This is a genomic window from Paenibacillus sp. Negev47 (genome assembly GCF_058313655.1).
In genome coordinates, this window is the sequence record NZ_CM177754.1 from 3,260,189 (window position 1) to 3,285,306 (window position 25,118).

The 25,118-nt window shown below is 42.5% G+C and carries 15 protein-coding genes; 1 reads left to right on the forward strand and 14 read right to left on the reverse strand.

The features are described 5' to 3' along the window. Nucleotides 1-57 precede the first annotated feature (57 nt). Complete coding sequence (locus AC4G47_RS14640) at nucleotides 58-1,809, reverse strand: sensor histidine kinase (protein WP_491106523.1); 1,752 nt, start codon at nucleotides 1,807-1,809, stop codon at nucleotides 58-60. 178 nt (nucleotides 1,810-1,987) lie between these two features. Here AC4G47_RS14640 and AC4G47_RS14645 point away from each other — a divergent pair, with 178 nt between their 5' ends. Next, nucleotides 1,988-3,040: a right-handed parallel beta-helix repeat-containing protein gene (locus AC4G47_RS14645; protein ID WP_491106524.1), complete on the forward strand. Its 1,053-nt coding sequence runs from the start codon at nucleotides 1,988-1,990 to the stop codon at nucleotides 3,038-3,040. Between the two features lie 143 nt (nucleotides 3,041-3,183). On the opposite strand, the gene AC4G47_RS14650 is transcribed toward AC4G47_RS14645, so the two are convergent. The 13 genes from AC4G47_RS14650 to AC4G47_RS14710 form a co-directional block, all read right to left on the reverse strand. Continuing rightward, complete coding sequence (locus AC4G47_RS14650; RefSeq protein ID WP_491106525.1) at nucleotides 3,184-4,254, reverse strand: right-handed parallel beta-helix repeat-containing protein; 1,071 nt, start codon at nucleotides 4,252-4,254, stop codon at nucleotides 3,184-3,186. Nucleotides 4,255-4,400: 146 nt separating this feature from the next. Further along, nucleotides 4,401-5,990: a glycoside hydrolase family 43 protein gene (locus AC4G47_RS14655; RefSeq protein ID WP_491106526.1), complete on the reverse strand. Its 1,590-nt coding sequence runs from the start codon at nucleotides 5,988-5,990 to the stop codon at nucleotides 4,401-4,403. Further along, on the reverse strand, nucleotides 5,987-9,157 hold the full coding sequence (locus AC4G47_RS14660) for a heparinase II/III domain-containing protein (RefSeq protein WP_491106527.1): 3,171 nt from the start codon (nucleotides 9,155-9,157) through the stop codon (nucleotides 5,987-5,989). The genes AC4G47_RS14655 and AC4G47_RS14660 overlap by 4 nt, the downstream gene beginning before the upstream one ends. A gap of 34 nt (nucleotides 9,158-9,191) precedes the next feature. Next, entirely contained in the window at nucleotides 9,192-12,716 is a 3,525-nt protein-coding gene (locus AC4G47_RS14665) for a COG1470 family protein (protein WP_491106528.1), read from the reverse strand. Between the two features lie 32 nt (nucleotides 12,717-12,748). Further along, entirely contained in the window at nucleotides 12,749-14,452 is a 1,704-nt protein-coding gene (locus AC4G47_RS14670; protein ID WP_491106529.1) for an extracellular solute-binding protein, read from the reverse strand. 31 nt (nucleotides 14,453-14,483) lie between these two features. Continuing rightward, entirely contained in the window at nucleotides 14,484-15,437 is a 954-nt protein-coding gene (locus tag AC4G47_RS14675; protein ID WP_491106530.1) for a carbohydrate ABC transporter permease, read from the reverse strand. Next, the gene (locus AC4G47_RS14680; RefSeq protein ID WP_491106531.1) at nucleotides 15,437-16,339 is read right to left on the reverse strand and encodes an ABC transporter permease; all 903 of its coding nucleotides are present in this window, start codon (nucleotides 16,337-16,339) and stop codon (nucleotides 15,437-15,439) included. The genes AC4G47_RS14675 and AC4G47_RS14680 overlap by 1 nt, the downstream gene beginning before the upstream one ends. Nucleotides 16,340-16,600: 261 nt before the next feature. After that, on the reverse strand, nucleotides 16,601-17,437 hold the full coding sequence (locus tag AC4G47_RS14685; RefSeq protein ID WP_186327937.1) for a carbohydrate ABC transporter permease: 837 nt from the start codon (nucleotides 17,435-17,437) through the stop codon (nucleotides 16,601-16,603). A 1-nt stretch (nucleotide 17,438) separates the two neighbouring features. After that, on the reverse strand, nucleotides 17,439-18,374 hold the full coding sequence (locus AC4G47_RS14690) for a carbohydrate ABC transporter permease (RefSeq protein WP_440131306.1): 936 nt from the start codon (nucleotides 18,372-18,374) through the stop codon (nucleotides 17,439-17,441). Nucleotides 18,375-18,436: 62 nt separating this feature from the next. Further along, nucleotides 18,437-19,750, reverse strand: a complete 1,314-nt coding sequence (locus AC4G47_RS14695; RefSeq protein ID WP_491106532.1) for an ABC transporter substrate-binding protein — start codon at nucleotides 19,748-19,750, stop codon at nucleotides 18,437-18,439. Nucleotides 19,751-19,929: 179 nt separating this feature from the next. Next, complete coding sequence (locus tag AC4G47_RS14700) at nucleotides 19,930-21,669, reverse strand: cache domain-containing sensor histidine kinase (protein WP_491106533.1); 1,740 nt, start codon at nucleotides 21,667-21,669, stop codon at nucleotides 19,930-19,932. Between the two features lie 23 nt (nucleotides 21,670-21,692). Continuing rightward, nucleotides 21,693-23,303 carry a response regulator gene (locus AC4G47_RS14705; protein ID WP_491106534.1) on the reverse strand — a complete coding sequence of 537 codons (1,611 nt, stop codon included), beginning with the start codon at nucleotides 23,301-23,303 and terminating at the stop codon, nucleotides 21,693-21,695. A 302-nt stretch (nucleotides 23,304-23,605) separates the two neighbouring features. Next, nucleotides 23,606-25,111 (reverse strand): glycoside hydrolase family 32 protein, encoded by a 1,506-nt coding sequence (locus tag AC4G47_RS14710; RefSeq protein ID WP_491106535.1) that lies wholly within the window; start codon nucleotides 25,109-25,111, stop codon nucleotides 23,606-23,608. Nucleotides 25,112-25,118 lie beyond the last annotated feature (7 nt).

Below are 25,118 nucleotides of genomic sequence, written 5' to 3' on the forward strand. Positions count from 1 at the left end.
GGATTCCTCCTTGGATGAATAAGACTCATATCCCAATCTGAATAAAGCAGAAAATGGCTACGTAATCCTATTTTTTGGTAACTTAATTGTCGTCACCGATCCTGATTGAATCACACTTTGGAAATCGAATACCGCTTCGTCACCATAGTAGGTGTGGAGGGTTCTTTTAATGGAACGTAAAGAAAAACCGTTGTCACTATCGAAGCTCATTCCGCTGTTAATATGCCGAACAACCTCCTCCTCTGCCCCAATACCATCATCAATTATGCGGATCACTAAGTAGTCTTGCTCCTCCCGGATCAGCAAAAGTACTTTCCCTTTCTCTTGGGGTAGAACACCGTGCTCCACTGCATTTTCGACAATTGGTTGCAACATATTGCGGATTATCCGATAACCACCGATAGGAGCTTCAACTCGCATCTCGTATTCCATCTGGTCAACGAAACGAGAACGCTGGATTTCCAGGTAATGTCCAATCATTTCAATCTCTTTTTCCAATAACGTGTAGGTCTCGCCCTTACCAAGAGCCAGACGGTAATAACGGGCAAATAATTTGGATATGCGTTCCGTTTCCTGTGCTTTTTCCCTGCGAGCCGTCCAAGAGATAAGAGCTAATGTGTTGTATAAAAAATGTTGTCGGATCTGCGATTGGAACGCATCCATCTCGGCTTCACGTTTCTGCTGTTCAGTCTCACGTATTGTTGTAATCTGTTCTTCAATTTTGCCCATCATCTTATTGAAACGGTTTGCCAATAGGCCGAATTCATCCAATCTTTCAATCATAATCTGAGGTGTCGCTTTGTTCTCACTGTAACCACTCATTACGCTAACAAGCTGCTTGAGGGGCCGTAGTAAGTAATCTGTCAGGAATAAAATCATAAGTGCAAGGATCAAAATAGGGATGAGTAGGATAAAAAAGCTGATACGCAAGTACTCTGCCAAATCGATTTGAAAATTTTCCTTAGGAATAATCGACAACAGCAACCAGTCTGTATCCATAAGCCTGGCGGATTGAGTCATTATTGGATCCCCATTCGATTTTTGGATCACTATATTATCCACCTCAGGCACACTTGCGACAAATCCGCTGCCAACAACAGAACGACTCGTCATCAGCTGATTTGTATACAAGGCTTCGCCAGCAGGATCTACTACAAACATCTGTACGCTGTCTGCTGTGGGCACCAGATCAGCAATTGACTGGAACATAACGTCCGGGTCGATTATAACATCGACCCACCCGCGGATTCCCGATGTCTTGCCGCTTGCACTAAGCGGCAGCCGGTAATATAGATCTACCACACCGTTTGCATCGGCCGAATTCCAGCCGACGGTTGAACGAGGGGCGGCAGTCACTTTATCAAATAAAACAAGATCTAAATTTGGTTTACTCGAATAGGAGCTTCGAGAGATAGAGAACGTATGATCTTCCAGGTGCACTTGAATCTCGCGAATATAACTGGTCTGCGTAATAATATTGCGAAATGTACGCATACAGTCGAACTGGAAATCGACATTGGCACTATCATATTGAAAGAAACGCACCGCATACTTACGCATGTATTGCTGAAAATCCTCACTTGTCAACAACAAATTTGCTGCAGACATGACGCTCTTCATCGAATTTTCAATATTCCCCTTATTTTGAGAGACATACTTACCAACCAGCATCTCCCCTTGCTCTTCTACCAGATCTGCTGAATTGCTAAACAAATACGTATTGGAAAACGTGAATTGTACAAGCATTACAAGTGAGCATAGGCACACAAATTTCCAACGCAGCTTCAATTTCGTCCATATTGCTTTCATACGGAACCCCTTCCGACTTACATGAATATCCACAATCAAAAAAAATCTAATCCTTAAGTCCTTTGTTATGTGGGTATAAAGTTGCAAATATAAGAAAAGTAGTAATCTTTGCTGATATCCAGTCGATAATTAAATCTGATATCATCAATAACATTATAGAAAGAGTGAGAAATATTTTATGAAAAGATTTACTCCAAGGAAGACGTATTACAAAGTATTGGTATGGTTGCTTATTATGACTGTAGGATACTCTGGGACTTACTCCGTCGTACACGCTGAAGCTGAAGAATCAGATATGATAACGGAGAAGCCAACCTTGCTTCACGCAAAAGATGTTTCAGTACGAGCAAATGCCTCTGAATCTGAAATCCAATCTGCCATAAATAGTGTTTCTACCGCAGGTGGTGGCACAGTTACTTTAGCCAATGGTACATACAAGATTTCAACACCGATATTTTTAAAAAGTAACGTAGCTCTTGTTGGAGCTGGTAAGGGTAAGACTGTACTGCAAATAAGCGCCAATCTTGGCGCGAATGGAGTATTGACGGCCAATAATGCTAATCCGGCTGTTAACGTTATTGTAAAAAATCTAACCGTGGATGGTTTGAAGCCAAATGATCCTAATGTAGAATCTGATGTATCTGCTGTTACGAACTACGGTATTTTGCTCGAAGGAGAAAGTTATATCAATAACAAGGTTCTGTTTGATAACATCGAAATAAAAAACACGAATATGGGTCTTCACATCAAAGGTTCGACAAACATTACTGTTCAAAATAGCGAAATTCATGATAATGGCGGGTATTATAATTTTTGGCACAATGTCTATTTAAGAAGAGTAAGTAAAGTGTTAATTACAAATTGTGAAATATATAACTCACATACAGGAAATGGGGTTAATATCTCATACTCTGAATATGTAACGATAAATGACTCAGAAATTTACGATAATTATTTTCGCGGAGTTCGGGTAGCTGACAGCATTCATATGGATACGATTAATAATGTTGTATATGGCAACAAGACAGGAGACGGGATTATCTATAATAGTGAATTTACTGGCGTCTCAAACTTCACAATCAGTGGGAATAATGTATCGGATAACTATGGATATGGGATATTTACGAATGGTTTCAGCTCAAATGGTGACGTTATTTCCAACATTGATGGCGGAGGGAACGCTAAAGGATATATTCAGAATTATGGAAAAGAGATCAATATACAAAAATAAAGCGTACTGAGATGTCAAAGATCTTACTTCTTGGGTCCATAGTACAGCGCGTATAAAACTCCGGAAAGCAACGTTTAAGTGCTATCGATGTAATTGAACGTTGCCTTCCGGAAGTTTAATATAATTCCGACAGGAATGTTGAGCTACTGAATAATTATATTGCTTCCGCTAATTAAACTAAACCCTTTTGTGTTTCCACCGCCATCTATATTGGATTTCACTTCACCGTTTGAAGAATCACTACTCACAAATATTCCATATCCTCCATTATTCCTCACTGTATTACCTTTAATTTGGAAAGATGTAACACCCGTGATTTCACCTATATATACAATTCCATCCCCCGTTACATTTCCATAAACATCGTTGTTAATCACATTAATATGACTGCTATCTGAAGCGCGAATACCTCGAAATGCATTATCGTACACCTGGCACGAATCAATTGTAATATTATCAGAATACGAAATGTTAATACCGTTCCCAGAACTAGATTCACTTAACTCCGTATTTTTAACCAATACGTTAGACACTCTTCTTAAATACAGATTATGCCAATATTTATTCAGTCCCCCATTGTTATTAATAATACTGTCTTGTATTGTCAAATTCGTAGTGCCTTTGAAGTGAACTCCCATTTCGCTATTCGTTACTTTTATGTTACTTAGCATAATACGGTTGTTTGTTCCGTTTTCACCCTGAACCAAGATACCATAATTCCTGAGAGCGGTTGGATTACTGTCTGGATCTGTGAAGGTATTCGCGTCTATTGTAAGGTTTTTGATTGTAACATTGCTCAAACCGCCGTCTGGTCTGTTCAGCACTCCATATCCTCCAAGATTAATTCCAGCACTTAGTTTTAATATCGTGTTGTCTCTTCCTGCCCCTACAAGAGAAACATTACTTTTTAAAGTAACTGAACCTGTAAGAATATAGGTGCCAGACTGGAATATCACTTTTCCACCGCCACTTGAATTTACATGGTCTATAGCTTCCTGGATAGCACTAGTAGAAGCACCTGGAGCAATCGATATGTTGCTGATATTCATCTGTGTTACTGGTTCCGGAAGAGAAACATTAGCCTGAGCTTTCACGGGAAATGCCATCCATAACATTACAAACGATAAAAATAGGGGGAGAATAATAGCTCCCTTTCCCTTCTGAATGACACTACTTTTTGACGAGTGTACCGTGAAAAGTTTATCTTTTTGCATACAAAAACCTCCAATTTATAATTTTGGTAGCTTGGATCAAAAAGACAAAGGTAAAATCAGATCCGGCAATCTGAAAGCGTATTCAAATATAATGCGCAGAATAACGAAATAACCCAAATAATTAATCAGATTAAATCAGATTTTAATTACTCCGTAAGTTCTTTATATTCAAAAAAATCAAAATAAGCGGGTTGGGACTGCTGATCCAGATCCTGTGCACAAAGACAAGCATATGCACCCGTGAATCCAAGTTTGCCACCATGTTCATCCGAGAGCGTACCAAAATCAAGCGGAGTACAGAGTGGTGTCCACTTCAACCCATTAGGAGAGGCATAGAAAACGATATCTCTTCCCGAAATATCCACTCTTAAATAATAAACATCCCAATCTTTTACGGAAATTTGCATTGAAGAAATTTCTTCATATTTTCCGCCTGCACAACATACAACTCCCAGGCTTTTTCCTCGGATTTCATCTGAAGTAACTCGAAGATAGTAGTAATCCCGTTCGTCATAGTACAGGACCAATCCTGCCATTTGCATAAAGTTCTCAGGTTCAAACTCCATACATGTAGATATTGAACATGCAAAGTGTTGAATCGGGCATCCTATCATGCTCTGTTCGAATAACGATGACAACGATTCCCGACCTCGCAGTCTCAAATAACCGGGTCTTTCACTTAGACTTATCCATGACTCGTCAAAAGGAACCCGCAAGCTTTGATACTGTAATCCAATTGTGTCACCACTAAAATCATCATATTCTGGTAAAGCAGCAAACGGATGACTAGGCAATTCAGGGGCTGGCACAGTCAAAGCAGGTAATTTACCTTCGTGAGATAGTCGGAGCCATCCATCAGGTGTCCACTCACATCGCTGAATCGCTGTTTCTCTTCCTAGCGGGTTCAAATTTGCTGTGCCGGGAATCGGACGTGTGCATAGATGAGCCATATACCACTCCCCAGTTTGCGTCTCAACCAAGGAGCCGTGCCCAGCTTGCTGAAAAGGAAAAGTCAGGTCATGAGCTGTTGTCATGATCGGATAATTGGGGTCAGTCTCATAAGGGCCAGTAAGCGTGCTACTACGCGCCATGGTAACCATATGATTAACGCCAGTGCCGCCCTCTGCAATCAGAAGATAGTATAATCCATCTTTCTTGTAAAGCTGTGGGCCCTCAGTTATGCCTGTCGGAGTCCCTTTATATAGTTCATGAACAGGACCCGTAAGTTTCCCGATTTCCTGATGATATTCCTGCATAACAATACCAGAGAAGTTATTGTGATTTTTGCGAAAGTCCCATCGCATGTTCAACATCCATTTACGGCCATCGCTATCATGAAATAGAAAAGGATCGAAGCCGCTACCATTTAGCCGTACTGGAGTACTCCACGGCCCTTGAATATTCGTTGCAGTAATTAAATAATTATGAAGATCCTTATAAACACTATGACGTGCTTTTACATCTGTAAAAATCAAATAGTAGATACCGTTATCATATGAAAGTGCTGGAGCCCAGATTGAAGCTGAGCTTCCGTTGCCTCTCAGGTCAACCTGTGAAGATTCCGTCAAAACACGAGTTAACAGCTGCCAATTAACCAAATCTCGAGAGTGATGAATTTCTACTCCGGGAAACCATTCAAAAGTGGATGTCGCGATGTAATAATTGTCTTCTACTCGAATGAACGATGGGTCTGGATGACAACCCTTTAAGATCGGGTTTACAATTTGTCTGGTCATTGATTTCCTCCATAATAACTATTTAAAATATCCCTTTGCCCACCATTCCTGAAATTGAAGGACGCATCCAGACAAACGTGGTAATCATCTGTCACTAAACTTATGCTACCATCTGTCTCTTGGACTACACTCAGTTTCTTGCGCCCCTTCTCCTTGGGGTAGAGAACCGTCACAAATCCTTGCTGGGCATCTGCAATTGCACGAATATAATCCATCCTGCCAGCTTCTTCCCGATCATAGAATCGGGTACATCGACCTTGATCCAGAGTGATCGATTCCACAGGGCTCAGAAAAACGGTCTCCAAATCAACTTCATATGCCCCTTCTGAATACACTCGACCCCCATCTATCCAGGATTGCGTCGCTGCAACTGGAAGGTTGAATAGCACCTTGCCTTCGAAGTTCACGATCTCATCACGGATAATGTACAGTTCCGGCTCACGGATATATGTTACATGCCGGATGTGGATACCTTCACCCTCGGGGTTAGTAATTTCAATGGTTATGGATTCCTTTTCGCTCCCCAATTGAACATCCAGTACTCGGCTGGTTTTCGGCACATCCACCCAGCCGCGCTCCAGACTGTAAGTACCTGCCGAAAGGTTAATCATACTGTCATCATGTCGTGACAACGACCTTTGTCTCGTAGCGAATTGGACGCAGGCATGTGAATAGGAGCTGATATGCCAGTTGGTGCTGGTGTCAAAGTACCCTTCAATTCCCGAGTCCATCACCAATGGAACCGAGTTTTTGTAGAGCACAAACGAACCTTGATCCAGATGCCCATGGGCCACTGGCTCCGGACTGGACATTATGGCAAAATAACTATGCTTTGGAGTACCGAAGCCTTTGCGGAAAATATAGATACCTGCGTTCGAAAAGGTACTTGTTGACTCCAAATGCAGGTTTTTTTTTGACGTATAGCGGTCTTCCTGAAACAGTAGATTCTCCAATACAACGGACTCACCCCAGAGCTTCTTGAAGGGTCGCCCAGCTGCCGTCCAGGTATGAAACATTCGGTCCGCCAAACTTCGGTCAATCTCCGCAATTACAGGTAGGTATGTTGCAAAGTAGCCAAATTCCTCACCTCCACCTAAGACGTGGTCACCAAAGGGTGGTGTGCCGATTCGTCCAGCAAAATACTGATAGCCTGGTGTCTGCACTTCGACGGCATAACTGAACATCCGGAGAAGTGGCGTCGTCCGGAACCAATCTTCACCTGTTATGTTCTTAAGTACCAGAGCATATCCGGCAAAACGCTCCAGTGCGGCATGATGATACCGGATAGACTCTGGCCAGGAGCCATCAGGATTCACATTCAGTTCCAATTGGGCTTTCAGGATGGTGTTCGCATTGTTCAGCCAGGTTTGGCGATTGGGAAAATCGCTCAGCACCATCATCATCAATCCAGTTCCGGCACACATGTCCGTCTGCCAGTTACTGCATCCACGCTGCGCTTCGTATGGTGTCCATTCTGTTCGATCTCTCAAATCAAGTAAATACCGGAGCATGTATTCGACCAAATCATAGAATCGCTCTTTCTCACCGACATTGAAGACATTTGCTGAACGAATCAGGGAGTAACTTACAGCGATTACGCTCAGTAGTCGTCCTCCTTGTACGGCCCCGTAACTGTCGCTTCCCTCTGGTCGTAGATTTGTGACAAGCCAATGTTCTGCGCCCTGGCAGAAATCATGTAAAGTATAGAGCATGGCCCGCTTCGTCTTCTCCGCATAGGATGTATCTCCAGTCATGACGTATCGGATCGCATCGCATTGCATGGGCAATGGAAACCTTCCACCAGTCAAGGAGGACTTACGATTGAAGGCATATACGAACTCTCCGACGGGTTCACCTTGTTCATTCATATACGAGATAAGAACCTTAAGCCCTTTCTTCAACTTGCCGTCCAGCTTCGCACCGAATGTCAGTGTGCAGCGCATTCCACCTTCGACGTCAAATAACTGATCGTATCTCCAGGATCCCTCGTCATTGGCAGTAGGATTGCACATGTAAAGTGATCGTCTCGGAAGATTTTCAGCGCTCCGGGCCATTTGTGACGATGGATTAGTTGCTTCTGAAAAGCGTTTTCCACCACCGTTATATGGGTACTCGGTTTCCCACTTTAGCACTGGCTGTCCCTTTAGGACTTCGGCTTTCCAGTGGCTTGGGCTCATACTACCTTCATCAAAGCCGCCGTTCCTGATTCCGAGACTACTACCACTTGCCGTGAGAATTTCTATGTCATCAATCCATACATGTCCAAGCCCCTCCTGTTCGTTGTCCTCGGCAGACAAAAGGAAAGATATGTCTGCCTTCAACGCACCTGCAGGCACTCTAAAATTGACTATTTTGTCCGTATAACTCCACAGATAGAAATGACGGTTCAACTCATCATAATTGCTGTTGTCCTTCATAATGTCCGAAACGACTCTCTCCAGATCTGCCAGATTATAGAGTTCAGTCCAACTTTCGATCTCCTTATAGTGCTCACGAATACGTGGATTGGACCGGATTGAGGATTTTAATTCATCCATAGCCTTGGCACTCAGGTAAAGCGAAGACCCTGGTTCAACATCTGTGCGCAGCCGTCGCGAATGACGGAAAGTCCTAAGCTGATTGAAGACAATCACGATCTTTCTAGCCAGAACTTCTCCACTCTCTTCAGGGTCGAAACGTTCTGTCTCCTTTCGTAATTCATCTATTGAATGCAGCAACTGACTGCCCGCCTGGGTTCCATATTCACCGATTCCTTCCCCAAGCACTGCCCTGCTTAATAGCTCTTGGGCGGTTTTCATAATATTTACAGCTTTTAATGGCAGTGCATTGGCCCCTTCATACAGCATATCCTGCTTTTCAAACCACTCCAGTGCGGGCTCCAGACCATACCAACTATATACCTTTCCTTCTTCTGCAAATGGAGGAACCATTGTATATCTTTTTGTCGCAAACTGAATCGCTTCCTCCTGCCGTGGAATTAGAAATTCCCGGTTCCGTGAGAAGGGTAACTTGACTCGGTCATCCAAAGCCAGTTTCGCTTGGTGTAGTAAGTCTTTCAGTGCGATTTGGGTACCTTCAGTAAAAAATTCTCTCCTACTCTGAAGCAGGTTTTCCGCCCGGCAGGTGAGTTGATGGAGTCTATCACGATAGTTGTAATCTGATGTCATCCTCTCATGCCTTCTTTCTTCATTGGAATCTTGATTATTTATTAATGGCTATCTCCCTGCGAAGTAGTTGTCCTTCCATATCTGTTTCGATAATCTCTACCACTGGTTCTGCTATTGCATCATCCAAACTGGAGATACGGATGATCTGAGTTCTTCCATCAGCAAGAACAACCTGAGCCTCATCGGCTGAATGGGCTACAGCTAATACAATCATTGGCTGGTCCTCATATGGCTCAATCAACGTTATGAACCTCGCATTACGACCCACACTCCGTGTACTTAACATTTTACGTCTAAGAGTCTCATCACCAAGAGGATAATCACTCCCAATCGAAGTTACCAGACGTTTAGCTTGAATTGCACTCAGATCCAGGCGGATGATACCCTCGTGCTCCGTATCAAGCGGATTCGCCGGAATCGCACGATCGAACTGTTTTACAGCAATTTTGACTGGTCCACCGAAGTAATCAACTCCTGTCCCATTACCTGGATTAGTGTTTTCCGTGATTAATGGGAGATCACTAAGGTATATCTTGTGTCCCGACTCCGTTTCAATATAAGGATCACCCCAAAAAATGCTTGGCTCCGACGTCTTCGGTAATCCATTGTCGCCAACACCTTCTTCCGTCTTCACTCTCAGTTCCAGCGTGGTCACCCCTTCAATTCCCAGATCAAGATCTTCTCGCCCAAGAATCCATGCGCCGAATTTGCCACTTGTAAGCACTCTTCCGTCTCCTCTAATTTCATAAAAAAGCCGCTTATCGACCTTATTCAGTTCGGGGAGATTTCCTACAATGATCTCTGGTTGAGGCGGCCACAGCGAATAATGATCCATGATGAGTGGGCCGTCAACATTATGCTCGGTCCGATTGCCTCGATTGTCATAGCCTTGACCGAATCCCATCTCAAAATGTGCCTTTACTGGCCCTTTCATGTCATACCACTCACAGTCTGTTATAAGCTGTGCACCACCTCGCGAATCAGAGTCAAACTGGTCAGTTTGCTTTCTTAAATGTTGGCTTTCTCCTTCGATGTGCATCAATCCCTTGCAATGGAACAGGCAATCGTATTCATGATCCTGGTCACCGGAAACATAATCAAAAAGTACAATATAGTCATCTGTCACCACCGTTAACCTGCGTTGGAGAATCGGCTCCGTATATTCGGTTCGCTTCGTGTACTCTGGTTCAGGTTCAGGAATCGGCATATAACGACCTTCTGACCAGGTTCGTTCACCAAACGTGTTCTCATCATCCACTCTCCAGCCACCGTATGGAGGATAAGACCATCTCGCTGTATTCTCAACAGCACATGCCTGGAAGACACTGCCGCTGTGGAACAGGAGGCGTTTACCCTCAGCGGGGTCCTGCTGCTTGCGATCCACCACCACCATATTATGGGTAATGGAAGACTGAACATAAAATTTATACATAAAGGTGTGGTAGCTGTACCAAATGCTCTCAGGATTGTAAAAGCTGCGGCCGTATCGCATGATAGACAACAGGCTGACCCGATCATAGTGACCGTGGGCGCCCCCATGAATACCGTACTTTACAACAGCCTGAATCTGTTCTCTTGGTTCTCTGTCCCTCGTTTGGGATCGAAGTACGGCTACTCCTGACGTATCTGCATATGCTGATTTAAGGTAAGGTTTGGCTTGGCTGGTCTGAATATTAGGAACGGCGTACAGCAAATCTCGATCCTCCAGCTTGCAGCTCAAGACAATATCAGCATACTCCGGTTGCCGATACACATAGTAGGCTAAATCATAACGACCATCCATATATCCTCTTACTGATATACCGAGCAGCTTCGTTTCTGTCGAATCATTAATACCAAACACCACTCCACGGTAATCAGCAAATGGAAGTAGACTGTCCCACAGTTGTCGGATTGAACGGTAATTCAATCTTCTTGGCCCCCAAATATCAAGACACAATCCATCCTTTTCAGGTTTGTTGTTGCCGGGTATAATCTGGTCATGATATTGGGAAGGAAGCCAGGTTTCCGCCAAATTCAAACCCCACGGTCTGCAGCTCTGTACAACCTCGGTGAAGAGTCCCGCAACCATCATGTTGTATCCAACAGAACACTCGTACCACCAGCCATCGTCGAGTGTACCCTTCGACAGATGATCTTCGAAGCCCCCTATGCCATACAGAAAGCGATTCATGCGTTCCAGATCCTGTAGTGCCTGACTACAGTATAATGCTCCAATCATCTCGGAGACCGTCCAGTTCGACAAGTCGCCTATAGTTAAAGACCAATCGATTAGATCCATAAACAAGCGGAACGAATGCTTTATATGTGCATGATCTTCATCTGTTAACAGTCCAGAATCGGCAAGCAGATCATATACAACCGCCGTATGCTTGAAAAATTCCCCTTCATGTACCAGTTCCTGATGGCATGCCTGATACGTAACGGGATATCCATGTGCTGGATCGACGGTTGCCCGCAAAAACTGAATAGCTTTATTGGCTATATCTGCTCTACCCGTAAGCTTCCATACAATGGCCGCATTCTCGGCCTCAAAAGCGTGATGACTGTGAAACAGAAAAGGTCCAGAGTTGGCTTCAGGTACTTTCCAACGTTCCGCTCGATTTTCATACAGATCCTTCAACTCTCTAACCCAATCATACTCTCGAATGTTTTGTCGTACTTCGTCCCATCCGGACTCGGTATGTTTGATGTACGGATGTGGCAATTCACGCAACGTCGTAAGTGTGAGCGTTTCCGCCTGCTCACCATGTCCGCCGGGCACAAACTTTAGTTTCTGAATCTCGTATCCACCGGGGGCTATTTCCTCCGGCACCTCCACGTACACACTGATTTCCCTATTGTCCCATGGCTGTAGCACACAATCCTCTGGTTCTACTCTAACTTTCATTGTTTCCCAGCCGTACTTCTCCCGAGACAGGATAACCGGTTGGGCTTCCCCCGTACAATTGTGCAGGTTAATACTGTAATGAGCTGTTTCACCTGCAACAACCGATTGTGAATAACACGTGGTGTTCACATATACCAAAGGTCTGCGCACGAATTGGATTTTGCGGACTAAGATGGGTTCTCGCGTTTCAAGATCCCTCCAATTTGCAGTTAATCTTACGGAGCGAACAAACTTCCATTTGCCGGCTAATGCCTTGTAATCATCAAATAGATTCAGAGGAAATACGATCCCATTGTTTCCGCTTTCATTAGTGATTACTAACGCTCGAGCGGACACATATTCGATTTCTTCCGGCATTGGGCTATTATTTTTGAGTAAGCCTATTTCCACTCTCATCTCCAGTGTCTCACGTATAGGCAACTCTGTGACCAATTCCAACCTGTGCCAATCGCGCAAATCAACACTGTAATCGTTACGGTCCACAAATCCATGGGTAGCCCAATGATTTTCCAGATACACACCAGGATACTGAAGAGTTAAGGATTTACCTGGACAAAGATCCCATGATTTTTTTGCTGTTGCTGCAATTACCTGTTCTGAGGATTGATCATTTTTCTCAATAACTTGATCCCATGCCATCAAATTTATGGCTGTTATCGTTTTAGTCATGTGGATACCTCTCCCGTTCTATCTTTTCACTTTCATTTCGCAGTTTTACGTGCTTCGAACCAGACTTGGACCGCCTTCACTTCAAAATCTACGCACTCTTCATAGCCCAAATCCTTCGCTTTTTGGAGCAGCTCTATTTTTAAAGATTCAAATTCTGCATCGCTTTTGGCGTATATCATCTTCCAAGACAGTTCTTTAATCACCTCACCGACTTGATCGCGTTTAACGGCTAATTGATCGTCGTACTTGAAATTGGGAACATTCACAATAGAATAGGAAGCCAGCATATTATTTTGAATCAAATGTTGTTTTACAGATAGCGCACCCTTATAATGCTTAGTCCAGTTTTGGTCCAGCAGGCTGGCATTATCTTTAAGATAGGATGTCCACGTCGTCTTATTCATGGGTGCCTTCAGAATTGGACTTACTGTATTCTCATCAATTGCGGGACCATTAAACATATATTTAAAGGTATCTCCTATCTTGCCTCCGCCGTATTCTGCAGGGACAGCTGCATCCGCAGGTTGCTTGCCAATATCCGTTAAGATCGGTTCACCCTTTTCATTCAGGTCCCAGAATAGTCCTTTAGGTCCCAAGTGATATGCCACTGCTCCTTCATCCGAATATAGGAAATCGAGCAGCTTGATGGATTCTTCCTTATTCTTCGTATTGGAGGAGATTGCCCAGAACCATCGGCTACCCACTGTGGAAGTTTTGGCTTCAGATACTTTAAGATTCGTGAAGGGAATTCGTTTGTACCCTTTGCCCTCCTTAACCAAGTCAGGATTCATAGGATTAAAATTTAAATTTCCCAAATAACCGTACATCCAAATCGCCGATTGACCTTTATTCGCTTTGGCGATATAGTCCTCCCACGTTTGGGAGACGGAGTCCTCATCCAGCATGCCATTCTGATAGAACTTGTTGAACCACTGAAGTGTTTTGAGGTAATAGCTATTGTCGTCTAACAGTTTTTCGATTTTATCCTCCGTACCATGTGGCATGATGAAATCATAGTTGTTCACTCCATCCGTGGATGTATATCCATATGAAGGCGCAACTTGTTTAGCCATATTGACGGAACGTCCATCCCACTCACTAAATAAAGATAATCCATGGAATTTATCCCCACTTTCGGTTACCGGATGTGCCTTGACCATTTTCTCAATCACATCATAATAGTCCCAATAATCATTGATCTCTGGCATTCCCAACTCCTCTAAGTAATCAAATCGTAGAGATGGAACTGAAACGGGATCGATTTGCGTTACTTCATTGGCATTGGACACCCCTGTTGGGATACCATATATGCCTCCAAAGTTACTTTCCATTCGATTGACTGCTTCACTGAATCGGGAGATATTGGGCAAATTTGGCATCTCATCTTTCAGGTCCAAAAGTCCGCCCGCATCAATAGCCTTTTTGAAATCATCCGACGAACTAAACACTACCAAATCCCCAAGATCTCCAGTGGCGAGTTTCGTTTCAAAGCGGGAGGAGCCTCCGACGCTGTTTGGCATTACATTCAAAGATATATTTAATTTATCTTTCATATACTTGCCCATGTAACCACCAACAGATCCTTCATAGGTACCAGACTCTGTATATATGGATAGATCTGTTGTATCCGTATCCTTACTGGATGATGGATTTGTGCTGCAGCCAACTACAGTTGCAATCAACAGTAAGGAAACTACACCGAGTATTCCTGCTTTTTGAAGCATTTTCTTGTTCATATTAACCTCCCAATTGAGTGAAATAGAATGATTATCCTTTTACAGCACCGATCATAATACCTTTTACAAAAAAACGTTGGAAGAAGGGGTATACCATAAAAATGGGAATAACCACAATCATCGTGACTGTCAGTTTTATAGATTCCGCTGTCTGAATACTCGCTCCCACATCTTCTGCCGACATGCTTCCGGAATTCACTGCATTGGCGAGTGCAGTTGCTTGACTAAGATACCGGTAAAGTACATATTGCAGTGTGTGCAGATCATCATTAGTGACGTAAAGTACTGTATCCATGAAGTTATTCCATTGTCCCACAGCCGAAAAGATGGCTAAGGTAGCCAATATAGGAAGCATTAAAGGCAGCACGATTCGAAAAAATACGATGCCTATTCCTGCTCCATCCATTTCAGCGGATTCCTGCAATTCATCTGGAACGCTGGACTCCACATAGGTTTTGACCAGGATCATATTGTACGCTGACACCATACCTGGAAGGATGTACACCAAGAAATTATTGAGTAAACCCAACTGGTTATACAGCAGATATACGGGAATAATACCGCCACTGATATACATGGTGGTGATAAAATATCGATAAACGTACTTGCGTAACCACATCTTGCGCTGAGTCATCATAAAGCCGAGAAAGGCGGAAACCAGCACGGTTAGGAACGTACCTAGTATCGTTCTTGATGCACTTATAAGTAGCGCTTGATATATATTGGGAATTTTCAACACTTGCAAGTAGTTGTCAATATGAATGCCTTGTGGCCAGAAAAGGATAAGCCCTTTTGCACTTAACGTGTTATCGCTAATCGTATTGATGAAAATATAATAGAAAGGATATACACATAACAGCATAAATAGGATAAAGAATGTATAGTTGGCTACGCTAAAGACTTTCTCCCCAATGGTAAGACTGCCTGCTCTATGCGGACGAAGCGAATTACGTCGAAGCTTCACATCTGTTTGCCCCATGCTCATTAGAAAATCGACTCTCCTCTCAGTGTCTTGGACAGTCGGTTTACACTGAACAGAAGCACTAAGCTTACTAGGGTTTTCAAGATACTGATAACGGTGGCCAATGAGAAGTTACCTTTTAACAACCCAATGTTATACGTATACAGATCAAGAACCTCGATGGAGCTTTTATTCATTGCGTTGGCGAATACAAAAAATTGATCCATGCCCGTATTGATCATGTTCGCTACGGCAAGCATTAATAACACGAAGAACGTTGGCAATAATCCTGGAACGGTAATGTGCCAGACACTGTGGAAGCGACCAGCCCCATCAATTTTCGCGGCTTCATATAAGTCTTGGGGAATGCCATTGATGGCCGCTAAATAGAGTATGGAGCTCCAACCGAGTCCTTTCCAGATCTCCAAGGCAATCATCTTGATCCAGATATGATCCGAACTGGCTAGAAAATTAATCGGTTTTGATATGAATCCGGTGTTCAGGAGGATATTGTTTACGACACCGTTGTCAACAGATAGTAGTGCGAACACAATAGAATATACGAGTACCCAACTAATAAAGTGTGGTATAGTCGTGAGTGTTTGAACAATTTTCCTCATCTTGGTGCTGCGGATTTCATACAGCAAGATCGCAAATGCCATAGGCAGGATTGAAGCGATCAGACTAAGAAAACTCATGCCGAAGGTATTCTTCAACACCCTGAGCACCTCGTAAAATTGCTGTTTTGAATATACCATCATTTTGAACCATTTCAGACCTACAAAGTCCATTTGGAAAATGGAACGCCCCGGACGATAGTCTACAAAGGCATATAACCAACCCCATAAAGGCATGTAAGCGAATACAAACACAAAAATCATAAATGGTAATACTAGAAAGAACAGTTTGTATTTGGTTGCAAGCAAGTATTCTCCACTCCTTCCTGTAGTAAATGTTTCTCTGTTGAGACTGAATTAATTACTCTCGATTAAGGTTGTAATCGCTTTCTTTACGTTTTTATTTTATCATTCACTTTTGCTTTCTTTTTGTTAAAAATCAACAATTTGTTTGTTTAACAACACAGTTTCAATTCAGACACAAATGAGCAGAAGAATCTTTTTACTTAGAAAAAAAGCCGCTAAATTAGCGACTTTAAGTGTATATTTGTTGGCCTGCATAGCTAGGAATCATCCCTTGGTCGCCCCGGCAGAGATCCCCTTCACAAAGAACCTTTGCAGACCAATGAAGACAATCAATACTGGTATGACTGACAGGGCAGTACCTGCAAATATCATGTCCCATCTGGAGGAGAATTCGCCGATATAGCGATAAATCTCTACAACCATTGTTTTGGGTTCTCCTGAAGGAAGAACGAGCATGGGCATAAGAAAATCGTTCCAGATTCCCAAGCCGTTTAGAATAATCATACTGGCTGTAACGGGTCCAAGTAGCGGGAATACAATTCTCCAAAAAATTCTGTACCGACTGCAGCCATCAATCTCAGCAGCTTCTTCAATTTCTTTGGGGATCCCTTTTACAAAACTGGTATAAAGCAAGCATCCGAATCCTATTGCTCCAGCGATATAAACGAATATAGGTCCGGCTAGGCTGCCATAAAGCCCAAGCAGCTTTAATTCTTTAAATAAAGGAATCATGTAAGCTTGAAAGGGAATCATCATTCCTGCAAGAAAATATATAAATACAAAATTAGTCCATTTGGCGTTACGTCTTTCAATCGCATACCCTGCCATGGGGATGATCAAAATTTGCATCACGATGGAAACGACGGTCAGGATCAGACTGTTGACAATGGCTCTTGGGAAATCTGTTTCTGTCAACAGATACTTGAAATTTTCTAGATAAAGCGAAGTTGGAAAAGACAGAGCATTCCGCATAATTTCGCCATTGCTTTTAAAGGCAGACATCAAGTTAAAGAAAATGGGGAAAAAGAAAAGGATGGCAACCAACAGGATAATTACGAAGAACATAACTTCCGTTAGTTTTTTACGTGTCTGCATGCTCATATCAATACTGCACCTCCCTTTTGCGCAGAATTTTCACTTGAATCAACGTGATAATTAAAATAATTATAAATAATACAATAGCAAGCGCAGTACCGAAGCCCTGCCTCAGCTCACCAAAACCTACCTTGTAGATAATATAGGTGAGGGTTTCTGTAGCGAATCCCGGTCCCCCGTCGGTCATGACCGCAATCTGATCGAATATTTTGAGTGCGCTGATCATGGATAGGACCATACATACGGTGAGCGATCCTGCAAGCAATGGAAAAGTGATAAAGCGGAATTGTTGCCAGCCATTTGCCCCATCTATGTTTGCTGCTTCGGACAGTTCGGCTGGTATCCCTTGAAGCCCAGCCAAATAAATGATCATGTAGTATCCTGCACCTTTCCAAACGGTAGACAAAATAATAGACAACATCGCAAACTTGGGATCTCCCAGCCAATCCACTGTCCAGCTTCCAAGTCCGATGGCATTCATAATTTGATTCACCACACCAAAGTTGTAATTCAGGATCATGGCCCATACAAATCCCATAACAATTCCACTGAGCAAGGTTGGAAAGTAAAATATGCTACGAAACAAGTTCTTAAACCAACGTACCTTGTCAACCATGAGGGCCATGGCAATGGCCGCAATGTTCTCCAAAATTACAAGACTAACCGTCATGATTAGTGTATTTTTAAGTGCATTATGCACACGCGGGCTATTCCAAATTTCAATAAAGTTAGCAAAACCAATAAAGCGTATATCCTCACTTATGCCATCCCATGAGGTGAAACTAAGATAAAAGCTTCCAAGAGTAGGTACGATAACAAACAGCGTGTATAGAATTAGCGATGGTAATATGAATACGATAGCAAATGGATGGTGCTTTCTTTTTAGTTTTGGTACCGGTGCGGGTATCATTTGCTCTCTCTTAGAAGAAGTAGATGCTCCCATTACTATTCACTCCTTTCTTATACAATGGAGAACCACTCAGAAGTGGTCCTCCAGAGTTTTACTTACATGGAATTCGCCTTGACCTGGCTATCGTATTCCGTATCTACCTGCTCCATATAGTTTTTCACATCTCCATCGTTTAGGACCATTTCTTGCATCTTTTTGTAAAACCAATTACGGAATTGCGGTGGTATTAAGTTCTCTCCCCACCAATTGTTAATAGCCAAAGATTTCGTTACCTTTGAATTATTCATCAGATCTAAAGCCGACTGCATGGCTTCTCCCGTCTCATACGTGACTTTTTCTTTTGTAGAGGGGATTCCGTTGACACTTGCGAGGTACTTAGAGTATTGACTCGGTTCGAAGAAGAAACGAATGAATTTCTTAATCGCTTCTGTCTTCTCCGGATTCTTGGCGGCTTCAGCAGACAACGACCAGCCAGCTGGTGATGGAAGCCCAATAATATTCACATTTCCCTCACGGTCCGGAACCGCATAGAAACCGTATTCAAAGCTGGGATCAGCCTCCTCTATTTGCGAGAACATCCAGGTACCGGAGTAAAGCTGCGCTGTTTTTCCAGAGATCAGGAAGGAAACCGTTTGGTTGTCTGGTGTGCTTAGCCAGCCCTTATCGACGTAGTTTCTGAATAGTTCCTTGTAATCTGTCATAGCCTGTACAACGTTGGCATCGGCGAAATGGACTTCATTTGCTGTTTTTTTGGAATTCCAGTCAGGGTCTTTTGCGTACACGTCATCAATAAGGAATTTATTTATCCAGAATCCCATATGAAAGATATCTTTGCCTCCAACCACTAGTGGTGTTATACCGGAGGTTTTCAATTTCTCCTGAATGGCAATGAATTCGTCATATGTTGTTGGAAGGTTCGTAATTCCAGCATCTGCATAAGCTTTTTTGCTATATATAATGCCTTGCGGTACATTCAGCGCTATAGGTGCGTTCCATATCTTACCGTCCACTTCTGGTGGTGAATCGAATAAATCCACCAGTTCAGAAGGCAACTCAACGATTTTACCTGCATCCGCAAAAATTTCCGTATCTCTCATCTCAACAAGATCGGGAAACTCACCGACTGCATCCTTTGTCTTTAACCAATCCAGATAGGAGTTACTTGTATTCTCACTCATGTCCTTGATCTCAATATCCGGGTTGGCCTCCGTGAATTTTTGAATGGAATCTGCCAACGCTTTTTTCACAGCTGGATCACCTGGAGCATAACCGATGGTGAAGCTAACTTTGTCTCCGCTGCCTATAGAGTTGCTCTCATTTGAATCAGGACTACTGTCTGTACAAGCTCCTAGTGTCATCGTTGCGGCAAGCAATAAAGCGGTTAGTCTGAATTTTGATTTTTTCAACATAGCTTTTTTAGACCCCCTTGAGTATGTGTAGGTTGAAATGAGCGGCTTCTTGTTGGTAAGCGTTTTCGTTATAAGAATAGCATCTGTGCGTTGTTGCTTGTATGAACTTTTTTAAGCCTTATGTGCAGGGAATTTAAGATTAAAAAAAGCGGATGAGTTCATCCGCTCTTAAGGAATTGTTATTCAGCAACAGGGAAGCAGAGCCGGACTGATGTCCCTACATGTTCCTGGCTTCTCACAGACAGTCCATATTCTTTCCCATACATGGACCTAATTCTCTCGTGTACATTTCTCAATCCTACAGATTTGGTCGGGGGAGCGGAAGAATCTAAATTACTGTGTAATTGTCTTAGCGTGTCGTTATCCATTCCTACACCATTATCATAAATGGTAATCTCCAGATTTTCCCCACGTCTTTCTACGGATATTCTAACGGCCCCCTTTTTTTTCTGGCGGAGTCCGTGCTGAATTGCATTTTCGACGATTGGCTGTAAACTTAACTTTAAAATCGGCCATTCCAACCGAACGTCAGCTGCAATATCGCACTCAAGGACATATCTGTTTTCATAGCGAACAGATATGATGTAAAAATAATCATGTAAATGTTCAAGTTCCCGGGACAAGCCTACACGATCTTCACCGTAATCAATGACATATTTCAACTGATTGGATAAGGCATGAATCATGTCGGCGACTTCCTCCGCTTCCTTGTCCACTGCATTCATGCGAATGACCTCCAAGGTGTTGTACAGATAGTGAGGTCTAATCTGGCTTTTGAGCGCATTCAGTTCGGTTTGCTTTTGTTTGATTTGGGCTACATAAGCTTCATCGATATGCACGCGCAAACGCTCTACCATCCGGTTGAATCCAAGGGTCAATCTTCCTATCTCATCGTTGCTGTTGACGGGAAGTCGGGTATCCAGGTTTCCGGACTCTACGACCGTCATTTGCTGTATCAGTTTACGAATTGGAGCAGCGAGTCGTCGAGAGAACCAGGTGGCCATGACAATTGATACTATCGAACAAATGAGTATTGCCAGATATACAGTAGCACGGGCCGAGAAAAGCTGTTCGAACAGCCCTGCTCTATGTATAATAGCTACCAGCTGACTGTTCACAAAAGGGATATCTTCACGAAGCACCAGCATTTCATTATCTTTGCTCTTCGATAAAAATTCATCCATCGTTCGATTAGGTTGATTGCTGAAATACATCTGATCTTGGTCATTGACCAAAATCAATTCATCTTGCGCTCCGAGGGAAAGTTCATTTAAAAACTGCTTGAACATGGTCGTATCAATGTCCAGAAACAATGTGCCTACCACTTTATACTCCTCACCAAGGCGTCCGGAGGTATCAATCAGATTACGTGCAAGAGTAAACACTTCGCGCTTGGATCCGATAAAATAATCATCATGATGCGTCGGGAATATCATCGCCTTTGAAGGCTGACTGCGCATTTTTTCTTTCCATTTCCTGATCGGAAGCAGTTCATTCGTGAGGCCCCTGTTCTCTCTTTCCTGGGAATAGATTTGGCCGTCTGACGCGCGCACAAAATAAGCACCCGTTATATATTTGTCGCTAAACACCAGTGTCTTTAAAAAGGAATCAATAGGAATTGAATTGATTTGCTCCAACTCATTTACATTGAATGTCTGATTCTGGTTGATATGTTCAGATAACCCCTCATAACGTACGTTATACATAAGTTTGGAAATATCGTTGTATTGCTGAAAAGCTGAGTTCAGATTGTAACTCATATACATAATCATCTGTTGCTGATTACTAGTTGTATAGCGTTCCACATAGCTCGAAAATATTTGTACGGAAAAATAGCTGAGTGCAAAAAGTGGAATCAGACCGACCAAAATAAAGGAAGCTGAGAATCTAACAAATACGCTTTTGGATAATGAGCGCATAAAATAAACACCTTCCTTATTTGTTATGGTTTATGCCGACGGAAGGACTGTCGATACTCTTGCGGAACCTTGCCATATTTTTTCTTAAACATATCACTGAAGTGCCTCACATTGTTGTAGCCTACACGATCAGCAATCTCATAAACCAAGAGATTCGTTTCAATAAGAAGCTTTAACGCGTGATTCATCCTAACCTCTGTGACATAGTTTTTAAAGTTTTGACCAGTATGCTTTTTAAAAAAACTGCTAAAATAATACGAGTTCATATAGACTTGGGCAGCCATAGATTCCAGTGTGATATTACTGGCATAGTTCCTTTCAATATAAGATTTGACTTTAGTAAGCAGGGTGCTTTCTTTTCCTGACATCTTACTCGCAAGATGTTGGAGCATTTCATATAAAACCACATCAACTTCGTTAGCTACATCTGCATAGGAAGGACAATCCGTCAGTTTTTCGAGTAGTGCACCTTGATGGACATTTAGGATCTCTATCTTTCCGCCGAACTTTTCCAAGTTCTGATTTAAAGATAATATAGCTTTGTATACCCCAGTAATTGTCTGAGTTTTGTTATCTCCCGCTTGCATCCTAATTCGTTCAAGCAACTCTCGAGTCAACAGATGAATCTGGTCCTTTTCTTGGTTAACCAACGCTTCTATTAAATGTGATTCAAGATCCGCCATAGATCTAGGCACCAAAGTGGTCCCAGAGAGTTGTTCCCCAGATCGTATCACCTGATTGGTTCCTGAGAAATATTTTAGATTAAGCGCTTTCAATGCAGTGCGATAGGATTCTTCTGCTTCTTCCATACCTGTCATACTCTGCCCAACACCACACGATACACTTAACTTCAAATAGCTGTGAATTTTGTGACGGAGGTCGTGTGCCAGATGAAATGCATAGTCTCTCTCTTCATGCTGGACTAGAAGTGTATATAATCCTTCTTTTTGAATCAGCAATCCCTTGGCTGTGTTCTGTCCCTGATCCAATGTCTCTCTAATAATGTTGGATAATGCAAAGTTCACCAAATTACGTTCACGTTCTTCCCACTTAGAACTTTCAGCATGTTCATCCATTTCCAATACACAGACAGTAATAAAGCGGCTTATGGCAATGGCTCCCAATTGTGACAGCTCGTTAATGGTCTTCAAATCACCGTCAAGTAAACCATCAAGAAGCTGTTCTATTGTTCTCGATCTATTTTTCTTCTCATAGTAATTTAGCATCATTTTATTTTGCTCACCATTGGTTTCTTCCCGAATAATTGAAGCTGCTTTTTCGACAACCCTTTCGAGTTGATTTTTATTTATAGGTTTCACCAGATAATCCAGTGCGCCTAACTGTATAGCTTGACGAGCATAACCAAATTCTTGAAAGGCACTGATAAATATAACTTTTCCCTGAAACCCCTGTTCATTCAGCTCGGTTATTACATCTATACCGCTTCCCCCTGGCATGCTAATATCACTGATTATAAGCTGTGGTTCATGCCTGTGTATCAGATCTCGAAGTTCATTCCCGTCATTGGCTTCACCCACAATCATGAACCCGAGCTGTTCCCATGATATTAATTTTTTTAGGCCCCGTAATATGACGGGTTCATCGTCTGCTAGCAGTAGTTTTAGTTTATTCATAGAAAAACCCCTTCCTAGATTTCCTGAGGGTATAGGCAACCGTTTATCTATAAAGAGTATACTGATCAATACACCATGGGCAAGACCTATGTCTGACTTTGCTACATGTGTCTTTCATATGTTACCTTTTTTTGAAGAAGTGTATGTTGAAGTTACCAATGTTCTTAAAATTCCTGCATATTATTCTAAAAATCACAACATACTCTCGGGTACTAATCTCCATATAATGATTTTTACAACTGCATCGTGAAAAAGCCGCTAAAATTAGCGACTTTTATGGGTCTATGATATTGTCCTCGAGGTTAGTTAGCCTCCTTTGCATTGTGTTGATCAACTAGCCAAATATCTTTTAACTCCCAGCATGTGAGCCCATTAACATAGACATCTCCGCCTCCCGTTATGACTTCTATACCTAACAGTTTCTCACTTGTATAGATGCGACTTGTCATCGTAGCTTGTCCTTCATTCGCAAATATTTCAATGGATGAGCGATCCAGATATATTTGCAATGTCAGCTGCCCCTCAGTTTTGAAGGCTGTTTGCCGGACTCCATCCGTCTTTTTACCTGATTTGGAACAATTAAGTTTGAGTTTCTGATCCGGGATAGAATAAGTGATAACCGTTTCTTCCTGTCCTGTTCCACGAAGCTTCAAACCTACCAGGTCTGCAGTTGACTTTGTGAGATCGAACACAACTTTGACTTCAAGCAGATCTGCCTCAACGTTCTCGAAGTAACTTTCACGAATAGTACCATTTTGGTACAAAACATGTTTACTCTGACGAAGTAACTTCATTTCTTCCACAGGATTCATAAGCACTTTATTATTTTCGTCCAACGTAATTACACGCGGGATCGTCATTGCTCCGCACCATCCGTCCCCTTTCGTAGGCATATCCGATTCCCACATATCCATCCAACCCATTGCAATACGCCGACCTTGATCATCTAAAAACGTTTGAACTGCATAAAAGTCGTGACCATTGTCCAACTCAAGAAACTCTCCATGTTTATATTCATTACGTTCATAATTATATTCGCCAACATAGTACCCCGTCTGGAATAAGTTATTGTACTTATCCCCTTGCGCGTTAATACCTTGAGGGGAGAACATGAATATATGCTTACCGTTCAGTTCAAAGAAATCAGGACACTCCCACATGAAGCCCATATTCTTATCTCCCTGAAGAAGCACACCCTGATAGGTCCAAGTTTTGAGATCAGGAGATGAATATAGAATTACCCGCGGTAGTTCTTCTTTTGTGCTATTGCCCAGAATCATGTACCATGTATCCTCATTCTTCCACACTTTTGGATCACGGAAATGCTGAGAGCTATCTGTCGGAGGCTCAGCGATTACGGGATTCTCTTTTAATTTCGTGAAATGAATACCATCAGTACTTACGGCCACATTTTGGTTTTGGCTGAAGATATTATTTGGTTGGTCAATATATTGATGACCTGTATAGATCAGTGTCAGTTCACCGTTATTATCTACTGCACTTCCTGAGAAACAGCCATCAAGGTCACACCCATCTCCAGGTGCTAAAGCAATTGGACAATGCTCCCAATGTACGAGATCTCTACTCTTCACGTGACCCCAATGCATTGGGCCCCAGTTCTCATCATATGGATGATGTTGATAGAATACGTGGTATTCTCCGTTAAATTGAATTAATCCGTTTGGATCATTAATCCAATTTGCTGGTGCCATAATATGATACCCTAAGCGATACCGTTTGTTCATTTTTGCTGCTGACTGTTTTAAAGCTTCCTCAGCTTGTTTCGTATTATTGCTATATATCTTCATTTCTTTT